Annotated in this window: 18 protein-coding genes and 1 tRNA gene; 15 read left to right on the top strand and 4 right to left on the bottom strand. The window is 75.4% G+C overall.

The annotated features are described in order from the left end of the window. Positions 1 to 115: 115 nt before the first annotated feature. The 9 genes from ACLQ2V_RS04730 to ACLQ2V_RS04690 all read left to right on the top strand — a co-directional run bounded on the left by ACLQ2V_RS04730 (position 116) and on the right by ACLQ2V_RS04690 (position 8168). Complete coding sequence (locus tag ACLQ2V_RS04730; protein ID WP_425717123.1) at positions 116 to 733, top strand: LppU/SCO3897 family protein; 618 nt, start codon at positions 116 to 118, stop codon at positions 731 to 733. A gap of 188 nt (positions 734 to 921) precedes the next feature. Next, positions 922 to 1602: a dienelactone hydrolase family protein gene (locus ACLQ2V_RS04725; RefSeq protein WP_425717122.1), complete on the top strand. Its 681-nt coding sequence runs from the start codon at positions 922 to 924 to the stop codon at positions 1600 to 1602. 19 nt (positions 1603 to 1621) lie between these two features. Further along, a complete protein-coding gene (locus ACLQ2V_RS04720) occupies positions 1622 to 2335 on the top strand; it encodes a uracil-DNA glycosylase (protein ID WP_425717722.1) in 714 nt (237 codons plus the stop codon). Between the two features lie 12 nt (positions 2336 to 2347). Continuing rightward, a complete protein-coding gene (locus tag ACLQ2V_RS04715; RefSeq protein WP_425717121.1) occupies positions 2348 to 3100 on the top strand; it encodes a DUF4129 domain-containing protein in 753 nt (250 codons plus the stop codon). Continuing rightward, a complete protein-coding gene (locus ACLQ2V_RS04710; RefSeq protein WP_425717120.1) occupies positions 3097 to 3678 on the top strand; it encodes a hypothetical protein in 582 nt (193 codons plus the stop codon). Before ACLQ2V_RS04715 ends, ACLQ2V_RS04710 begins: the two co-directional genes overlap by 4 nt. Beyond that, positions 3678 to 4685, top strand: a complete 1008-nt coding sequence (locus ACLQ2V_RS04705; protein ID WP_425717119.1) for an AAA family ATPase — start codon at positions 3678 to 3680, stop codon at positions 4683 to 4685. The genes ACLQ2V_RS04710 and ACLQ2V_RS04705 overlap by 1 nt, the downstream gene beginning before the upstream one ends. Continuing rightward, on the top strand, positions 4682 to 6082 hold the full coding sequence (locus ACLQ2V_RS04700; RefSeq protein WP_425717721.1) for a DUF58 domain-containing protein: 1401 nt from the start codon (positions 4682 to 4684) through the stop codon (positions 6080 to 6082). The genes ACLQ2V_RS04705 and ACLQ2V_RS04700 overlap by 4 nt, the downstream gene beginning before the upstream one ends. Positions 6083 to 6167: 85 nt before the next feature. Further along, a complete protein-coding gene (locus ACLQ2V_RS04695) occupies positions 6168 to 6737 on the top strand; it encodes a hypothetical protein (protein WP_425717118.1) in 570 nt (189 codons plus the stop codon). Between the two features lie 102 nt (positions 6738 to 6839). After that, positions 6840 to 8168 (top strand): NAD(P)/FAD-dependent oxidoreductase, encoded by a 1329-nt coding sequence (locus ACLQ2V_RS04690; RefSeq protein WP_425717117.1) that lies wholly within the window; start codon positions 6840 to 6842, stop codon positions 8166 to 8168. Between the two features lie 19 nt (positions 8169 to 8187). Here ACLQ2V_RS04690 and ACLQ2V_RS04685 read toward each other — a convergent pair whose 3' ends face one another. Then, the gene (locus ACLQ2V_RS04685) at positions 8188 to 10083 is read right to left on the bottom strand and encodes a hypothetical protein (RefSeq protein WP_425717116.1); all 1896 of its coding nucleotides are present in this window, start codon (positions 10081 to 10083) and stop codon (positions 8188 to 8190) included. A 98-nt stretch (positions 10084 to 10181) separates the two neighbouring features. Between ACLQ2V_RS04685 and ACLQ2V_RS04680 the strand changes: the two genes are divergently transcribed. From ACLQ2V_RS04680 to ACLQ2V_RS04660, 5 genes are all read left to right on the top strand, one after another. After that, positions 10182 to 10262 (top strand) — tRNA-Leu (locus ACLQ2V_RS04680). A 1-nt stretch (position 10263) separates the two neighbouring features. Then, positions 10264 to 11238 carry a class A beta-lactamase gene (gene bla, locus ACLQ2V_RS04675; protein WP_425717115.1) on the top strand — a complete coding sequence of 325 codons (975 nt, stop codon included), beginning with the start codon at positions 10264 to 10266 and terminating at the stop codon, positions 11236 to 11238. Between the two features lie 116 nt (positions 11239 to 11354). Then, on the top strand, positions 11355 to 12173 hold the full coding sequence (locus ACLQ2V_RS04670; RefSeq protein WP_425717114.1) for a Bax inhibitor-1/YccA family protein: 819 nt from the start codon (positions 11355 to 11357) through the stop codon (positions 12171 to 12173). 159 nt (positions 12174 to 12332) lie between these two features. Then, positions 12333 to 13091 (top strand): Bax inhibitor-1/YccA family protein, encoded by a 759-nt coding sequence (locus ACLQ2V_RS04665; RefSeq protein WP_425717113.1) that lies wholly within the window; start codon positions 12333 to 12335, stop codon positions 13089 to 13091. A gap of 82 nt (positions 13092 to 13173) precedes the next feature. Further along, on the top strand, positions 13174 to 13494 hold the full coding sequence (locus tag ACLQ2V_RS04660) for a hypothetical protein (RefSeq protein ID WP_425717112.1): 321 nt from the start codon (positions 13174 to 13176) through the stop codon (positions 13492 to 13494). A gap of 144 nt (positions 13495 to 13638) precedes the next feature. Here the strand turns inward: ACLQ2V_RS04660 and ACLQ2V_RS04655 are convergent, their stop codons facing one another. The 3 genes from ACLQ2V_RS04655 to ACLQ2V_RS04645 form a co-directional block, all read right to left on the bottom strand. Beyond that, the gene (locus ACLQ2V_RS04655; RefSeq protein WP_425717111.1) at positions 13639 to 14901 is read right to left on the bottom strand and encodes an acetyl-CoA C-acetyltransferase; all 1263 of its coding nucleotides are present in this window, start codon (positions 14899 to 14901) and stop codon (positions 13639 to 13641) included. Positions 14902 to 15167: 266 nt separating this feature from the next. Then, entirely contained in the window at positions 15168 to 15977 is an 810-nt protein-coding gene (locus ACLQ2V_RS04650; RefSeq protein WP_425717110.1) for an SGNH/GDSL hydrolase family protein, read from the bottom strand. Next, positions 15974 to 17026 (bottom strand): SGNH/GDSL hydrolase family protein, encoded by a 1053-nt coding sequence (locus tag ACLQ2V_RS04645; protein ID WP_425717109.1) that lies wholly within the window; start codon positions 17024 to 17026, stop codon positions 15974 to 15976. The genes ACLQ2V_RS04650 and ACLQ2V_RS04645 overlap by 4 nt, the downstream gene beginning before the upstream one ends. Before the next feature lie 130 nt (positions 17027 to 17156). Between ACLQ2V_RS04645 and ACLQ2V_RS04640 the strand changes: the two genes are divergently transcribed. Next, complete coding sequence (locus ACLQ2V_RS04640) at positions 17157 to 17513, top strand: YkvA family protein (RefSeq protein ID WP_425717108.1); 357 nt, start codon at positions 17157 to 17159, stop codon at positions 17511 to 17513. Positions 17514 to 17518 lie beyond the last annotated feature (5 nt).

The raw sequence follows: 17518 nt of genomic DNA, 5'->3' as shown, positions 1-17518 counted from the left end.
CGCGCTAGGTGTCGTGTCGCGATCCATCAGGGACGGACGTCACGTCCGAGGGGGCAGCGCGAGGGATGGCTCGTCGCTAGGTTTGCGCTGTTTAAGCGCCCCGGAAGGACAGTACGTGGACAAGCAGGTCAGCACCCTCGATCCGGCCGAGACCGAGACCGCCATCGGGGGGTCGGCGGAGACCGGCACGGCATCGCCGGCGGATGCCCCGACGACCGGAGACGCCGACGGCGACCGGCGGGGCGGCGGTGCTGACGACGGCGCTGCCGGCAGCGCGCCGGACGGCGACAGCGACCCCGACGACACCGCCGACCCCGACGGCGGCGACCCCGAGGCCGGTGGCTGGAGCCCGCTGGCGCGGATGCTGACCGTGCTCGGCGGGGTGGCCGTGCTGGTGGGGGCGCTGGTCGTGCTCGGGCTGCGGTACGACGTGGCGGGCCGGCTGCTGACGCCCGACCGGACGGCCTCCGCTGCGGTGGGGGACTGCCTGGGCCGCCTGCCCGACGTCGCCGACAGCGGGCAGCGCCGGGCGGCGACGGCGCAGGTGGTCGACTGCTCCTCCCCGGAGGCCGCCTATGACGTGGTCGGGCGGCTCGACGGGCAGAGCGAGCAGCAGGCCCGTGACGGCCGGCAGTGCGAGCCCTTCGTCGCCCGGGGCGGCGCCTACTACACCTACAGCAGCGTCCCGGCCGACGGGACCGGGTACCTGCTCTGCCTGGCCCCCCGGGGCTGACCCGGCCGGATCCGGCTGCCGCCGACGCCGATGGGCCGGGCAGGGGGCGACGGGCTCCGGCGAATCCCCGTGAACGGGAGGTGAATGCCACTCTCCGCGCGTCTTCCCCGAGCCGCCCGCCGCATGGCAGGCTACCGCCAGGTAACAGCGCGAACAGCCAACGATGACTGACCGCTAGGAGGACGGCCATGGGCGAGACGGTGAGCTACCGCCGCGACGGTGCGACGAGCGCGGGTTATCTCGCGATACCCTCGGGCGGTGCGACCAACCCGGCGGTCATCGTCATCGCGGAGCGTTGGAATCTCGTCCCGCACATCACCGGCGTGGCGGATCGGTTCGCCGAGGCCGGGTTCGTCGCCCTCGCACCGGATCTCGGCCACGGCGCGCCGGCCGAGGCCATCGACGAGACGACGATGACGGCGGCACGGATGGACGAGGCGGCGGCCGAGATCGCCGCCGCCGCCGACTACCTCGCCGGCCGCTCCGAGGTCGCCGGCAAGCTCGGCTGCGTCGGGTTCCGCGCCGGGGGCAGCCTGGCGCTCTGGTCGGCCACCAGCTCCGACCGGATCGTCGCCACGGTCGGCTTCTACCCCGTGCTCCCCTGGGCGCGGATGCGCCCCGAGTGGAACGACTACGCCGGCAAGAGCGCGGTCGTCCACTGCGCGGAGGCGGACGGCGCCTCCGCCGCCGAGGGGGTGCAGGCCGCCCGGAGGGCGATCGAGGCGGCCGGCGGCAGTTGCGCCCTGCACGACTACCCGGGCACCGCGCACTCCTTCTTCGACGACGACCGGCCGGAGGCCTTCGACCAGCGGGCCTCGGCCAGCGCCTGGGCCCGCACCCTCGAGCTGTTCCGAGCGAAGCTTGGCTGAGGCCCGTACCCCCGTCGAGGTGGTCGCCCGCGCCGCGCGGGCGACCGACCTCGCCGACCTCGACGGCGCGGTCGTCGACTGCTTCGCCTGCCCACGCCTGGTCGACTGGCGCGAGGAGGTCGCCCGGACGCGGCGGGCGGCGTTCCGCGACCAGGAGTACCGGGGCCGGCCGGTGCCCGGCTTCGGCCCGGCCGACGCGCGGATCGGGATCCTCGGCCTGGCCCCCGCCGCGCACGGCGGCAACCGCACCGGGCGGATCTTCACCGGGGACCGCTCCGGCGACGTGCTCTTCGCCGCGCTGCACCGGGCCGGGCTGGCCAACCAGCCCACCAGCGTCGCCGCCGACGACGGGCTCGCCCTGCGCGCCACCCGGATCTTCGCGGCCGTGCGCTGCGCCCCGCCGGAGAACAAGCCCACCCCGGCGGAGCGGGACACCTGCGCGCCGTGGCTGCACCGCGAGGTCACATTGATCCAGCCCACCCTGCGGGTGGTGGTGGCGCTCGGCGCGTTCGCCTGGGCCGCGTGGTGGCCGACCCTTCGGCAGGTGTACGACATCCGCCCGCCCAGCCCGCGACCGACGTTCGGCCATGGGGCACACTGGTCCGGCACGGCCGCACCGGCACTGCTGGGGTGTTACCACGTCAGCCAGCAGAACACCTTCACCGGGCGGCTGACGCCGGGAATGCTGGACGACGTGCTCTCCCGGGCGAAGCAGATGGCCGGAGTGGACTGACGGCGTGGGGCGGTGGCAGTGGACCTCAGCGTGCTGCGCAGGTGGTGGCCGATCGGGGCGGTGAGCGCCCTGCTGGCCGCTGCGGCCCTCGCCGCCGGCCATTCGACGCTGGGCGCCAGCCGCATCCCGCCCGCCGGCGAGAACATCCCGTACGTGCCGGAGTACCCGTCGGTGCAGCCGCCGCCCTCGATCCCGGTCGAGCCGCGCGACGCGGGCGAGCCGACCCAGGCGCACATCCCCGAATGGCTCGGCACCGTGGCGGTGGTCCTGCTCGGCCTCGCCATCGCCGTGGCGCTGGGCTACCTGGCCTGGACCCTGATCCGGGGGGTGGCCCGGCGCACCACCCGGGCGTTGCCCGCCGGCCGGGCCCGGCGCAGCGCCCAGGGGACCGCCCGCGAGGTCGTCGCCGCGCTCGACGCCGGCCTGGTCGAGCTGGACGACGCCGACGTCGACCCGCGTACCGCAGTGATCGCCTGCTGGGTGCGGCTGGAGGAGGCCGCGGAGGCGGTCGGCGTGGCCCGGCGGACCGGGGATACCCCCACCGACCTGGTCACCCGCCTGCTGCGCGGCGACCCCGCCGCCGGGGTGCCGGCGATCGCCAGCGCCGACGTGCTGGCCGAGTTCGCCCATGTCTACCGCGAGGCCCGGTACGCCACCCGCCCGGTCGACGAGCGCACCCGCGACCAGGCGCGGGCCGCGCTGGGCCGGCTGCGCGGCGAGCTGACCGCCGTGGCCGCCCGCCCGGCCGAGGAGGCGTCGGCGTGAGCGCCAGCATCGACGACCTGCTCACCTTCGAGGAGGAGCAGCCCATCCAGGCGGGCGCCGCCCGGGGCAGCCGGGTCCGGGGGGTGTTGAAGGCCCTCGCCTCGGCCGGGGCGCTGACCGCGGTGGTGCTGGTCGGGCTGCGCACAGTCGGTCTGCAGGTCTCGCTCTGGGTGGTCGTCGCCGGGGTCCTGGCGCTGCTGGCCGTCCGCCGGGTCACCACCGCGCTCACCCCGCCGCCGCGCCCGCGGTCCGGGGCCGCGATGCCCGCCGGCGAGGAGGACGGCCAGTACCACTGGGCCGCCCGGGACGCGCTGCGCGCCGCGATCAACGGCTGGGAACGGCCGCTGGACTGGTCGGCGGGCAACCCCGAGCGCTTCGCCGGCCGCATCCTGCCCCGCCTGGGCGAGCTGGCCGACGAGCGGCTGCGCCAGCGCCACGGCGTGACCCGCGAGTCCGACCCGGCCCGCGCCCGTGCCCTGCTGGGGGAGCAGCTCTCGACGTTCCTCGACACCCCGCCCCGCCGTACCCCGTCGCCGCGCACGCTCGCGGCGATCGTCGCCGAACTGGAGAAGATCTGATGAAGGACGTGGACCGCACGGTCTCCGCCGCCGAGGTCGGCCGCCTGGCCAGATCGGTGCTGGACGCGGTCGGCTCGGTCGTGGTCGGCAAGCGGGACGCGCTGGAGTTGGTCCTCGCCGGCATCCTGGCCGGCGGCCACGTGCTGCTGGAGGACCTGCCCGGCCTGGGCAAGACGCTGACCGCCCGCTGCTTCGCCCAGGCCCTCGGGCTGGACTTCCGCCGCCTGCAGTTCACCCCCGACCTGCTCCCCGCCGACGTCACCGGCTCGTTCCTGTACGACCAGCGCAGCGGCGACTTCTCGTTCCGCGCCGGCCCGCTCTTCACCAACCTGCTGCTCGCCGACGAGATCAACCGGACGCCGCCGAAGACCCAGTCGGCGCTGCTGGAGGCGATGCAGGAGAAGCAGGTCTCGGTGGAGGGCGTCACATACCGGCTGGACCCGCCGTTCCACGTGCTGGCCACCGCCAACCCCATCGAGTACGAGGGGACGTACCCGCTGCCGGAGGCGCAGCTCGACCGGTTCCTGCTGCGGGTGTCGTTCGGCTACCCCGACCACGACGAGGAGTGGGAGGTGCTGCGCCGCCGGATCGCCCGTCGTCGCGAGGAGGCGGAGATCAAGCCGGTCGTCGACGCCGCCACCCTGCTCGCCATGCAGGCCGCGCTGGAGGACGTGGTGGTGGAGGACTCCGTCGGCCGGTACATCGTGCAGTTGACCGCCGCCACCCGGGAGCACCCGTCGGTGCTGGTCGGGGCGTCGCCGCGCGGCTCGCTGGCGCTGCTGCTGCTGGCCCGCGTGCGGGCGGTCTTCGCCGGCCGGGACTTCGTGGTGCCGGAGGACGTCAAGGAGGTGGCCGTGCCGGCCCTGGCCCACCGGATCACGCTGCGCCCGGAGATGTGGCTGCGCCGGGTCGACCCGTCCTTCGTCGTCGGTGAGGTGCTCGACCAGACCCCGGCCCCGGCCAGCGGCGCGCTGCCCAGCCACGCCGCCGGACGGCCGGGGCGCTGACGGCCGTGCCGGACCCGCAGGGCCACCAGCCGGAGGCCGAGGGGCAGCAGCCGGCGGCGGGCTGGACGCCGACCTGGGCGCTCGGCCGGGCGGTACTGCTCACCGGCCTGCTGCTGATCACCGGGGTGCTGCTGGGCCGGGTCGACCTGGTGGTGCTGGCCGCCCCGTTCGCGCTGGGCACCGCGTACGCGCTGCGCCGCCGGCCCACCGCGGGCCCGCAGCTCTGGATCACCGCCGACGGCGAGCACCTGGTGGAGGGGGGCGACTTCGCCGGCTCGGTGAGCATCGGCAACCCGGACACGGTGGGCTACGACGTGGCGGTGGTGCGGACCCGCGTCTCGCCCTGGCTGCTGGTCGAGCGCGCCCAGGTCGGCGGGGCCCGGGTGGACCTGTCCCGCACCGGGGTGGACCGGCCCTTCGTGACGGTCGTCGACACCGGCACCGCCGTGGACCTGGAGCTCACCGGTAAGGCCCGGCGCTGGGGCCGGCACCCGGTCGGCCCGGCCGGTGCCCGGGTGGCCGCCGCCGGTGGCCTGCTGGTCTCCCGGTCGGTGCTCACCGAGCGGGTCAGCGTGGGGGTGTACCCGAGGACGGAGCCGTTCGAGGCGGTGGAGGCGATGCCCCGGGCGGCCGGCCTGGTCGGCGCGCACCACTCCCGCCGCCCCGGCGAGGGCGGCGAACTGGCCGGGGTGCGCGTCTTCGGCCCCGGTGACCGGCTGCGCCGCATCGACTGGCGGGTGTCGCTGCGGGCCCGGCAGCTGCACGTCGCGGCCACCCTGTCGGACCGCGACGCCGAGGTGGTGATCCTGCTGGACGTGCTGGCCGAGGCCGGGCGCTCCGGCGGGGTCGGCGGGGCCGCGTCGGTGCTGGACACCACGGTCCGGGCCGCCGCCGCGATCGGCGAGCACTACCTGCACCGGGGCGACCGGGTGGCGATGCTGGAGTACGGTCCGGCGGCCCGCCGGCTGCGCCCGGCCTCCGGCCGCCGGCAGTACCTCACGCTCTTGGAGTGGCTGCTCGACGTGCGGGCCGAGGCGTCCCCGCACGAGCCGTACGACCAGGTCTTCGGCCCGCAGGTGCTCTCCTCGGACGCGCTGGTGGTGGTGCTCACCCCGCTGCTGGACGAGCGGTCCGCGCAGATGCTGGCCCGGATGGCCCGCTCCGGGCGGTTCGTGGTGGCGGTGGACACCCTGCCGACCGACATCGCGCCCCCTGGCCGGGGTCGGGGCTGGGCGGAGGTGGCCTTCCGGCTGTGGCGGCTGGACCGGGCCACGATGATCAGTCAGCTTCGTGAGCACGGGGTGCCGGTGGTCGCGTGGGCCGGCGCGGGCAGCCTCGACCAGGTCCTGCGGGACGTCTCCCGGCTGGCCTCCGCACCTCGGGCGCGTGGCCGGTGACGGCCGCGACGACGGTGGGTCGGCCCGGGACGGCGCGACCGGGTGGGCACGCGGCGGCCACGGCGGGGACGGGAGGGCGGAACGGGTGAATCCGGTCGAGGTGGTGACCAACCGCGCCCGCTCGGTGCGGACGGCGGTGCTGCGGGTGAGCCTGGCCCCGCTGCTGGTCCGCGCCGGGATCTTCGGCACGGTGCTGGTCGGCCTGCTGCTGGCGTACCCGGTGCAGTTGCTCATCGGTCGGCCGCTGGCCGCGCTGGCGCTGGTGGCGCTGCTGCCGGCGATCGGGCCGCGCCGGGTCTGGCCGACCTTCGCCGCCCTGGTCACCGTGGGCGGCTGGCTGCTGGCCACCGAGGGGTACGACCGGCCGATCGCGTTGTGGCGGCTGCTGGCCGTGGCGGCGGCCCTCTACCTAACCCACTCGCTCTGCGCGCTGGCCGCCCTGCTGCCGTACGACGCGGTGGTGGACCCGGAGCTGATCGTGCGCTGGCTCACCCGCGCCGGTGGGGTGCTGGGGGCCTCGGCGGTGTTCGGGGTGCTCCTGGTGCAGGTCTCCGCCGTCGGCGGGGACCGCGGCCTGCTCGCCCTGACCGTGGTGGGGCTGCTGGTCGCGGTGGCGCTCAGCGCGCTGCTGGCTTGGCTGATACGTCGCAAATAGCGCCGACGGCGGACACGTCGCGCAGTTCACAGCGGTTGTGCTCCATCACAGAAGAGGGTCTCGGACGGGATTAGCCGAGCCGGCCGGGGAAAGATAGACGACGTGAATCCGAAGCGGATCCTTGTCGTCGGTGCCGGGCACGTCGGTCTCTACGCCGCCCTGCGCCTGTCGAAGAAGCTCTCCTCGCGTGAGGCCGAGGTCGTCGTCGTCGACCCGCAGCCCCACATGACCTACCAGCCGTTCCTGCCGGAGGCGGCGGCGGGCAACATCTCGCCCCGGCACTCCGTGGTGCCGCTGCGCCGGGAGTTGCGCAAGTGCCGGGTGGTCGCGGGCACGGTCACCCGGATCGAGCACGGCCGCAAGGTGGCCACGGTGCAGCCGATCAGCGGCCCGGCCACGGAGTTCGCCTACGACCACGTGATCGTGGCCCCCGGCGCGGTCTCCCGGACGCTGCCGATCCCCGGGCTGCTGGAGCGGGGCATCGGCTTCAAGACCATCGGTGAGGCGATCTACCTGCGCAACCACGTGCTGGACCGGCTGGACGTGGCGGCGGCCACCCCGGACCCGGAGGTCCGGCGCAGCGCGTTGACCTTCACCTTCGTCGGCGGCGGGTACGCGGGCATCGAGGCGCTGGCCGAGATGGAGGACATGGCCCGCGACGCCCTGCGGTACTACCCGGAGCTCAAGCCGGAGGACATGCGCTGGGTGCTGGTCGAGGCGACCCAGCGGGTGCTGCCCGAGGTCGACCGGGACATGGGCGCCTACACGGTGCAGCAGCTGCTCAAGCGCAACATGGACCTGCGGCTGGACACCCGCCTGGAGTCCTGCGTCGATGGGGTGGTCAAGCTCTCCGACGGCGAGAGCTTCCGCTCCGACACCATCGTCTGGACGGCCGGCGTGAAGCCGTCGCCGATGCTGGACGCCACCGACCTGCCCCGCGACGACCGCCGCCGGGTCACCTGCCTGCCCACCCTCCAGGTCGTCGACGGCGACCGGGTGGTCGAGGGGGCGTGGAGCGCCGGCGACTGCGCGGCGGTGCCGGACCTGACCAAGGAGCCGGGCAACTTCTGCTCGCCGAGCGCCCAGCACGCGGTGCGCCAGGCCGCCCGGATGGCCGACAACATCGCCAACGTGATCCGTGGCGGCGAGCCGGTGCAGTACAAGCACAAGCACGCGGGCAGCGTGGCCAGCCTCGGCCTCTACAAGGGCGTCGCGCAGGTCTACGGCATCAAGATGACCGGCCTGCCGGCGTGGTTCATGCACCGGACGTACCACATGAGCCGGATCCCGTCGTTCAACCGCAAGGTCCGGGTTTTGGTCGACTGGACGCTGGCGTTCTTCCTCAAGCGTGAGGTGGTCGCCCTCGGCCAGCTGCACGACCCGCGCGAGGAGTTCGTCGAGGCCTCCCTGCCGGCGGCCCCGCGCAGCTGAGCTGGCGCGGCACCGCGCGTCAGGCGCGGTGCCGCCAGACCCAGGCGTCGGCGACGCGGGTGGCCGGGCCGTAGAGCTGGTCCAGGGTGGCCCGCAGGTCCTCGGCGTGCGGGGTGCCCTCGGCCAGGGCGAAGCAGGACGCGCCCCAGTGGTCGGCGTCCCGGTCGGCCTGCCGGCGCTCCGCCTCGCCGACGATGGGCCGGCCGCCGTGGCGGCCCACGTCCGTGAGCAGCGCCGACGTGGGCCGCTTCCAGGTGCCCATGGCGGCGGTGCCGTCGCGCCCGTACGGGCCGATGAAGAAGCCCTCCGGCAGGCCGAAGGCCGCGTCGGCGGCGGTGGCCCAGCGCATCGGCCAGGGCTCCTGCGGGGTGGGCAGGGGCACCGGCACCAGCACCCCGCCGGGGTGGACGCACTCCCGCCAGTGCCCGGCGGTGACGAACTGCGGCAGCGCCGGCCGGTCGGCGGTGGGCAGCGGCGCCGGGACGACCGGCAGCAGCGCCACCCCGACCGCCGCCGGGACCAGCCGGCGGGCGATCCCGGTGCCGCGCAGCGCCCGGTCCACCGCCAGCACCAGCAGCGTGGCGAGCGCGGGCAGCGCCGCCAGGGCGAAGCGCATCGGTAGCGCCCCGTCCACCACCGGCAGGCCCTCGAAGAGGCGGTACGGGCCGGCCACGGTGGTCGGTTGGCCGTCGAGGATCACGGTCGGGCCGAGGGAGAGCGCCCCCATGGCCAGCGCGCCGGCCGCGCAGGCGAGCACCAGCGGGCGGCGGCCCAGCCAGACCGCGCAGCCCAGGGTCACCAGCAGCAGCGGCCAGCCGAGGAACGCGTTGTACTCCGCCGGGCCGGTGGTGAGCCCGGCGGCGGCGTCGTCGCCGAGGATCGACAGCGGGGAGCGGCTCCACCAGCTGCGCAGGTCGGCGGAGAAGTACGCCGGGCTGAACATCCCGTCGGCGACGCCCAGCGGCCCGGCGAACTGGAACCACAGCGGGTACGCCAGCACGATCAGGGCCAGCCCGGTGGCCAGCAGCATCCCCCCGGCGAAGCCGGGCAACGCCCGACGCAGCAGCTCCCGGTCGGCCACGGCGTACGCGACGGCCATCACCAGCAGCGTCAGCGCGCAGAGGAACAGCACCTCCTCGCCGACGAAGACCTGCACGCAGACCACGGCGGCGAGGCCGAGGGCGGAGGTGAGCATCCGCCGCTGGTCGGCGCGGCCCCCGGTGCCGCCTTCGGCGCGGCCCGGGGAGCGGCCCCCGGCGCGGCCCGGGGCGGCCGGCCCGGCCAGCGGGTCGGCGGCGCGCAGCAGCCGGACCACCAGCCAGACGATCACCGGCACCAGCCACTGCGCGGTCATGTGCAGGTGGCTGTTGGTCTGCGCGACCATCCCGGGGCCGAAGCCGCAGAGCCCGGCGCCGAGCGCGGCCGCCGCCGGGTGGGCCCGCAGGAGCCGGGTGAAGAGCAGGTACCAGGCCATGGCGGTGCCGGCGAGGTTGAGCCCGGCGAGCAGGGCGAACGTGACCGGCGCACCGAGCAGCAGGGTCACCGGGGCGAAGAGGACGCCGAGCGCGATGACCGTCGTGTTGGCCATCATGTTCACCCCGTCCGGGGCGTTGAGCCGGTCGCTGAGCAGGCCGAAGTCGCCGAGCAGGGCCCGCGCGTCGACGGCCAGGAACCACTCGTAGAGGGCCTGGTCGGCCGGGTTGAGCGCCAGCACCCGGCCGGACGGGTCCGGCCACAGCCCGTGGGTGAGCCACCCCGCGAGGGCGGTGCAGAGCAGCCCCACCAGCAGGTCGTACCGGTGCCGCGCGGCGGCCCGCCGCAGCCGCGCCCACCGGGCACCGGTCGGGGCCGGGGCCTGCGCGCGGGGGGCCTGACCGGGGGCGGCGTCGGGGGCCGTGGGGGCTGCGCTGCTCACGCCTCGACCCTAGTGCGGGGGTGCCATCGGGGTACGCCGGGACGTCATGGAACCGCTACGGTGGCACTGCACGCCGAAGGCCGGCGCGCGGGCCGCCCGCCCGGGTGGTGGAAAGGCAGACACGGCCGCCTTAAAAGCGGCTGCCGCAAGGCGTGCGGGTTCGACCCCCGCCCCGGGCACATGACGTCACCCTTCCAACGAGATCATCGAAGCGTCGGGCCGGGGCGTCCGGGCCGCAGCACCGGGCTCCGGCGGGCGGTCGCCGCCCTGCTGGTGCTCGCCGGGCTCGCCGCCTGCTCGCCGTCGACCAACTCCCCCGGGGCACCGACCGAGCCGACGAGTCCCGCCGCGTCCGGTGCCGCGCCGACGCCCGTGGCACAGCCGGACTTCACCGCGTTGGAGGCGGAATTCGACGCCCGGCTCGGCGTCTACGCCGTCGACACCGGCACCGGCGCCACCGTGGAGCACCGCGCCGACGAGCGCTTCGCCTACGCCTCGACGTTCAAGGCGCTCGCCGCCGCGGCGGTGCTGGCGGCGACCACCCCCGCCGAGCTGGACCGGGTGGTCCGCTACACCAAGGCCGACCTGGTGCAGTACTCGCCGATCACCGAGCGGCACGCGGGGCAGGGGATGCCCCTGCGCGACCTGGCCGAGGCCGCCGTGCGCTACAGCGACAACACCGCCGGCAACCTGCTGCTGGCGCGGCTCGGCGGCCCGGCCGGCTTCGCGCGGGCGCTGCGCGGCCTCGGCGACCAGGTGACCAACCCGGTGCGCATCGAGACCGACCTCAACGAGGCGACCCCGGGCGACGAGCGCGACACGAGCAGCCCCCGGGCGCTCGCCACCGACCTGCGGGCGTACGTCCTCGGCGACGCGCTCGCCGACGACGACCGCGCGCTGCTCATCGGGTGGCTCAAGACGAACACGACCGGGGACGGGCTCGTCCGGGCCGGCGTCCCGGCCGGCTGGCAGGTCGGCGACAAGACCGGCTCCGGCGGGTACGGCAGCCGCAACGACATCGCCGTCGTCTGGCCCCCCGGCGGCGCGCCCATCGTCATCGCGCTGCTCTCCAGCCGCGACGAGCCCGACGCCAAGTACGACGAGAAGCTGCTCTCCCGGGCCACGGAGCTGACGGTCGCCGCCCTGCGCCCGTAGCCCCCGCCGGACACTCTCAGCTTCCCTTCAGCTTGGTGATCGGCGGCGACCCGGCCCTGGGCCGTACCCTGGGAGGGCACGTAGACGTGCGACGACCCCCTGAGGGAGGCCAGACAGTGAAGACCTCGAACCCGGTGCTCGCCCGGCTCGGCCAAGCGGCCGAGCGGGAGCGGTCCGCCGGGTACGCCCCGGCCGGGCCCTACGGGCAGCCCGGCTATCCGCAGCAGCAGTACCCTGGCGCGCCGGGCTACCCGGCCGCGCCGCCCACCGTGACGCCGATGACGATCGACGACGTGGTGGTCAAGACCGTCGCCCTGCTGGGCATCCTCGGCGTCTCCGCCGCCGCCGCCTGGGTGCTCGTCCCGGACCGGCTGCTCAGCGTCGCCTGGATCGGCGCGGCGGTGGTCGGCCTCGTGCTCGGCCTGATCATCTCGTTCTCCCGGATGGCGAACCCGGCGCTGGTCGTCACGTACGCCGTCGTCGAGGGCGTCTTCGTCGGCATGGTGAGCAAGGCGTTCAACTCGCTATACGACGGCATCGTGCTCCAGGCCGTGGTGGCCAGCTTCGGCGTCTTCTTCCTGATGGCCATGCTCTACCGGGCCCGGGTCATCCGGGCGACGCCGAAGTTCGTCCGCGGCGTGGTCGCGGCGATGGTCGGCCTCTTCGCGGTGATGCTGGTCAACCTGGTGCTGGCGCTCTTCGGCGTCAACACCGGCCTGCGCGACGGCAGCCCGCTGGCCATCGGCTTCAGCCTGGTCTGCATCGTGGTCGCGTCGCTGAGCTTCGTGCTCAGCTTCGACGAGATCGAGCGCGGCATCCGGATGGGCCTGCCCCGGCGCTACTCCTGGACCGCCGCGTTCGGCATCCTGGTCAACCTGGTCTGGCTCTACATCGAGATCCTGCGCCTGCTGAGCTACTTCCAGGGCGACGACTGACCTGCGCCGCCGACGACTGCGCCCGCCCCCGCGACCCGCGGCGGCGGGCGCCGTCGTCTCCGGGCCCGCCCGCGCCGCAGCGGGGTCGGCGTTTGCCCGCCGCCGCCGGCCCCGCCGGGGCAGAGTGACTGCGAGGGGTACGTCGGCCAGGAGGTGACGGTGCGCAGTGCGAACCCGGTGCTGACCCGGCTGGACGACACCCGCCGCCGGGAACGTCAGGTGCTCGGGGCGGCCGGCGACGAGCCGATGACCGTCGCGGACGTGGTGGCCCGCACCGTCGGGCTGCTGCTGCTCACGGCCGCCACGGCGGCGGTGGCCTGGTTCGTCGTCCCGCAGGCGGTATGGATCTCCGCCGCACTGGCCGGCTCCGCCCTGGCGACGATCGCCCTGGCGCTGGTCATCTCCCTGCGCGGGAGCACCAACCCGGTGCTGATCGCCGGGTACGCGGTGCTGCAGGGGCTGCTGCTCGGGGTGGCCAGCCGGGCGTTCGAGCTGGTCTACCCGGGGATCGTGGTGCAGGCCGTGGCGGGCACCTTCGGCGTCTTCCTCGGCATGGCCCTGCTCTACGGCTCCCGGGTGGTGCGGGCCACCCCCCGGCTGGCCCGGCTGGTCGGCGGCGCCCTGATCGGGATTCTCGCGATCAGCGTGGTCAACCTGGTCGCCTACCTGGTCACCGGCCGGCAGGGGCTGGAGGTGTACAGCCTGACCGCCGAGGTGGGCTGGCTGCCGTACGTCTTCTCGGTGGTGGCGATCCTGGCCGGCGCGTTCAGCTTCATCCTCGACTTCGACCTGGTCGAGCGCTCGGTGCGCGCCGGCCTGCCCCGCCGGTACGCCTGGTACTGCGCGTTCGGGCTGCTCGCCGGGCTGGTCTTCCTCTACTGGCAGCTGCTGCGGCTGCTCAGCTACCTGCGCCGCTGACGGTCTCGCGGACTCCGGCGGCGCTTTCGTGGGCTCGGGCGGGCTTACCCGGACTCCGGCGGCGCTTTCGTAGACTCAGGCGGTGAGCGCAGCGGAACTGGGTCGGTCGGTGGAACTGCTGGTCGGCCAGGTCGGGCACTGGCAGCAGCCGCGCTGGGCGGCGACGGCCGGTGGCGGCAACGTGTCCCGGGCCGACCTGGTGCATCGGCTGGTGCAGGAGCTCGCCAACCTCGGCGCGGACGCCGAGGGCCGGCCCCGGCGCACGGTGCCCCGCCTCGACAACGACCTCGCCCTGCCTGACCAGCTCCGGGTGGTCACCGCCGACCTGCTGGCCGCCGACCCGCCCGCCGAGGCGCTGGCCCGCGCCGCCGCCGAGGTGACGGCGACCCGCGCCGCCCTCTGACTTCTCGCGCGTCGGCGCCGCTGCGGGGCCGGCGGCGCGCGTCGGCCCCGCAGCGGACGGCCGGCGCGCTTCGACCGCCACCCGGCAGCCGGGTGCGCCGCAGCCGGGCCGGCGAGGAACCCGGCCCGGCTGCGGCACCCGGGTTCAGCTCAGGCGCTCCAGGACCATGGCCATGCCCTGGCCGCCGCCGACGCACATGGTCTCCAGACCGATGGTCTTGTCGTGCCAGTCGAGGGCGTTGAGCAGGGTGCCGGTGATCCGGGCCCCGGTCATGCCGAACGGGTGGCCGATGGCGATCGCCCCGCCCATCACGTTCAGCTTCTCCTCGGGGATGCCGAGCTGCCGGTAGGAGGGGATCACCTGGGCGGCGAACGCCTCGTTGATCTCGACCAGGTCGACGTCGTCGATGCTCATGCCGGCCCGTGCGAGCGCCTGCTTGGACGCCTCGACCGGGCCGAGCCCCATGATCTCGGGGGAGAGGGCGGTGACGCCGGTGGAGACGATCCGGGCCAGCGGGGTCAGACCGAGGTCCCGGGCGCGCTGGGCGCTCATGATCACCACGGCCGCCGCGCCGTCGTTGAGCGGGCAGCAGTTGCCGGCGGTGACCCGGCCGTCGGGGCGGAACACCGGCTTGAGCCCGGCCACGCCCTCCAGGGTCACCCCGGCCCGGGGGCCGTCGTCGGTGCCGACCACGGTGCCGTCGGGCGTGGTGACCGGGGTGATCTCCCGGGCCCAGAAGCCGTCGGCGATCGCCTTCTCGGCGAGGTTCTGGCTGCGTACGCCGAAGGCGTCCATGTCGGCGCGGCTCACGTCGTGCACCTGGGCCAGGTTCTCGGCGGTCTGCCCCATGGTCAGGTAGATGTCGGGCAGTTCGCCGGCGGCGCGCGGGTCGGTCCACTCCTGCCCGCCGCCCTGGGCGCGCTGCGCGGAGCGTTCCCGCGCGGCGGCGAAGCGGGGGTTCTCCCAGCCGCCACCCACCAGCGCCTGCGCCTCCGGCGGCAGCCCGTCGGAGTTGCCCCGGGCGTACCGGGAGACCATCTCGACGCCGGCGGAGATGAAGACGTCGCCCTCGCCGGCCCGGATCGCGTGCATCGCCATCCGGGTGGTCTGCAACGAGGACGAGCAGTAGCGGGTCACCGTGGCGCCGGGCAGGCCGTCCAGGCCCATCAGGGTGGCGACCACCCGGGCCATGTTGAAGCCCTGCTCGCCGCCGGGCAGGCCGCAGCCCAGGTAGAAGTCGTCGATCTCGGTCGGGTCGAGCTGGGGGACCTTGTCCAGGGCCGCCCGGACGATGGTGGCGGCGAGGTCGTCGGGGCGGAGCTCACGCAGGGAACCCTTGTGCGCCCGGCCGATGGGGGAGCGGGCGGTGGCGACGATGACGGCGTCGCGGGACGACTCGGTCGGCATGACCCCACGTTAACTCGCCGGTAACTTCGCGCGGAAGCGCCAGCCCCCCGGGAAATATCACCCCACCCCACCCCACCCCACCCCACCCCACCCCACCCCACCCCCACCCCCGCGTCGATCAAGAGGTTTGTGTCAAGAAACGGCGTCCGGCTGACGCAAACCTCTTGATCGACGCGGGGGGCGGGGTGGGTGGGGTGGGCCGGGCGGGGTGGGCGGGGTGGGCGGGGTGGGTGGGGTGGGGTGGGGTGGGGGGTGGGTGGGGTGGGTCAGTGGCGGGAGGTGGCGTTGGCGGCGGCGGCGACCGCCGGGATCAGTGCGTGCGCCCACACCCGGTACCCGTCGGCCGACGGGTGGAAGCCGTCGTGGCAGAAGGTGCCGGCGTCGGCCCGGAACACCGGGCCGGTCTCGGCGCAGAGGTCGACGACCGTGCCCCCGGCCTCGAGCACGGCGGCGGTCTGCGTGCGGGCGATCCGCCGGCCCGACCAGCCGACCAGGTGCCGCAGCGGCGGGGCGATCGCCCGGACCGCCCCCAGGTCGGGGCAGGTGCCCACGACCACCTCGACGCCCGCCTCGCGCAGCCGCCGCACGGCCGCCCCGAGGTAACCCCCGGCCTCCGCCGGCCGGCGCAGCCCGGTGGCGTCGTTCGCACCGATCAGGATCACCGCCACGTCGGGGCGCGGCCCCAGCAGGGCCCGCGCCACCTGGGTGGCCAGGTCGACCGAGCGGGAACCGGAGACACCCACGCTGGTCAGGTGCACCTGGCGGCCGGCCGGCCCCTCGGCCAGCAGGCGGGCGAGGTGCCCGCCGACCGTGTCGCCGAGCCGGGCCACCCCCACCCCGAGGGCGGACGAGTCGCCGAGCAGCACCAGCCGCAGCGGCGGCGCACCGGCCCGCCCCACCGTGGCGCGCAGGGCCAACCCCAGCTCCGGCTGGGCATACGGGCGGTGGCGGGCGACGAACGCCTCACCGGCCAGGACGGCCGCGCCGCCGATCGTCCCGGCGATCAGGGACAGGGCCGCCGCCCGGCCCAGCCGGACGGCGAACCCCATGTCGTGGCTGCCACTCTGCTCGGTCATGGCCGTCCCTCCAGGGTGGGTGTGTCGGCGGTCGGGCCGGATTGCGGCACCGCGCCGACGCCGAAGAAGGCCCGTCGACGCAGCTGCGCCCACCGGCCGGCCGGACCGCGGTCGCGCCCGCGCACCCGGGTGGCGCTGACCTCCGTGCCGGCGTTGCGGGCCGCTTCCTGGGCGGCCTCGGGCAGCGACCGTACGCCCTGGACGCGGTCGAGGCCAGGGCGGTTCTCGGCCCCCGCGCCGATCGCGGAGAGCACCGTCGGCAGCAGCGCGGCGGCGGCCATCGCATACCCCTCCGCGGAGGGGTGGAACCGGTCCCAGGCGAACATCCGCGTCGGCTCGGCGACGAACCGGGGGCCGAGCAGGTCGCCGAGGGAGACCGTCCAGCCGCCGGCCTCGACCACCGCCACCGTCTGCGCGGCCGCGAGCTGCCGGCTCCACCGCCGGGCCAGCCAGCGCAGCGGCGGCCGGATCGGCTGGATCGCCCCCAGGTCGGGGCAGGTGCCGACCACCACCTCGCAGCCGGCGGCGCGCAGCGCCCGGACCGCGTCGACCAGGTAACGCACCGCCAGCGCCGGCGGGGTGCGGTTGGTGACGTCGTTGCCGCCGATCAGGATGACCGCCACGTCGGGCTCGAACTCCAGCGCCGACTCCACCTGCGGCCGCAGGCCGGGGGAGATGGCGCCCACCACGGCGAAGCGGCGCAACCGCACCGGCCGGTGCAGCCGGCGGGACAGCCCGGTGGCCAGCAGCGAGCCGGGGGTCTCGCGGCGGCGGTGCACGCCGTACCCGGCGGCCACGGAGTCACCGAGCACGACCATGGTCAGGGCCCGGCCGGGGAGCTTCGCGCCGTAGACGCCGTCGCAGCGCGGCGGTGGCGCCTCGGCCGCCGGAATGGTGCGCCGGGCCTGCCGGGCCTGGCCGAGCAGCACGCCGCCGGTGGCCACGGCGGCAGCGGCGGTGGCGCCCGTGCCGATCGCCGCCAGGCGGGCGACCCGCCGGGCGTGCTGCCAGCGCGAACCAACCGGTGCGACGGAAACAGCGACCCCCATACTGCGAGATTATCGCGCCGCACCGACATGGCGCTGTCGTCGTGACGGCCGGGGAAGGGCTGGAAGTCGACCGTTTCGGGTACCACTTGCGTCGACACCGCACGCTGGCGGGCGACGAGGGGAACCGGACATGGGGAAATCACTGAAACGCGGCGCGGCCTTCACGGCGCTGGCCCGGGCGCTGACCGCCGGGGCGCGGGGCGGGCCGTCGCTGGGCACCCGGCTGGCGGCGCTGCCCCGCATGATCAGGGCCACCACCAAGGGCGAGTACGACGGCGGCCTCCGGCTGGCGCTGATGACCGCGGCGACGGCGTACATCGTCTCCCCGATCGACCTGCTGCCGGAGATCCCGCTGGCGCTCTTCGGCCTGGCCGACGACGCCGTCATGGTCACCTGGCTGGCCGGCAGCGTGCTGGCGGAGACCGAGCGGTTCCTGGAGTGGGAACGGCGTCGCGCGTCCGTCATCCCCGGGCATGTGACGCCCTGACGACA

It is taken from the genome of Micromonospora sp. DT233, from assembly GCF_049841815.1.
GTDB lineage: Bacteria > Actinomycetota > Actinomycetes > Mycobacteriales > Micromonosporaceae > Micromonospora.
Note: the sequence above shows the minus strand (reverse complement) of the source record. Positions and strands in the feature narration are given on the sequence as shown.

Coding starts and splice junctions, on each gene's coding strand:
- ACLQ2V_RS04725 (WP_425717122.1), top strand. CDS start 922: ATGGGCGAGACGGTGAGCTACCGCCGCGACGGTGCGACGAGCGCGGGT.
- ACLQ2V_RS04705 (WP_425717119.1), top strand. CDS start 3,678: ATGAAGGACGTGGACCGCACGGTCTCCGCCGCCGAGGTCGGCCGCCTG.
- bla (WP_425717115.1), top strand. CDS start 10,264: ATGACGTCACCCTTCCAACGAGATCATCGAAGCGTCGGGCCGGGGCGT.
- ACLQ2V_RS04655 (WP_425717111.1), bottom strand. CDS start 14,901: ATGCCGACCGAGTCGTCCCGCGACGCCGTCATCGTCGCCACCGCCCGC.
- ACLQ2V_RS04650 (WP_425717110.1), bottom strand. CDS start 15,977: ATGACCGAGCAGAGTGGCAGCCACGACATGGGGTTCGCCGTCCGGCTG.
- ACLQ2V_RS04645 (WP_425717109.1), bottom strand. CDS start 17,026: ATGGGGGTCGCTGTTTCCGTCGCACCGGTTGGTTCGCGCTGGCAGCAC.
- ACLQ2V_RS04640 (WP_425717108.1), top strand. CDS start 17,157: ATGGGGAAATCACTGAAACGCGGCGCGGCCTTCACGGCGCTGGCCCGG.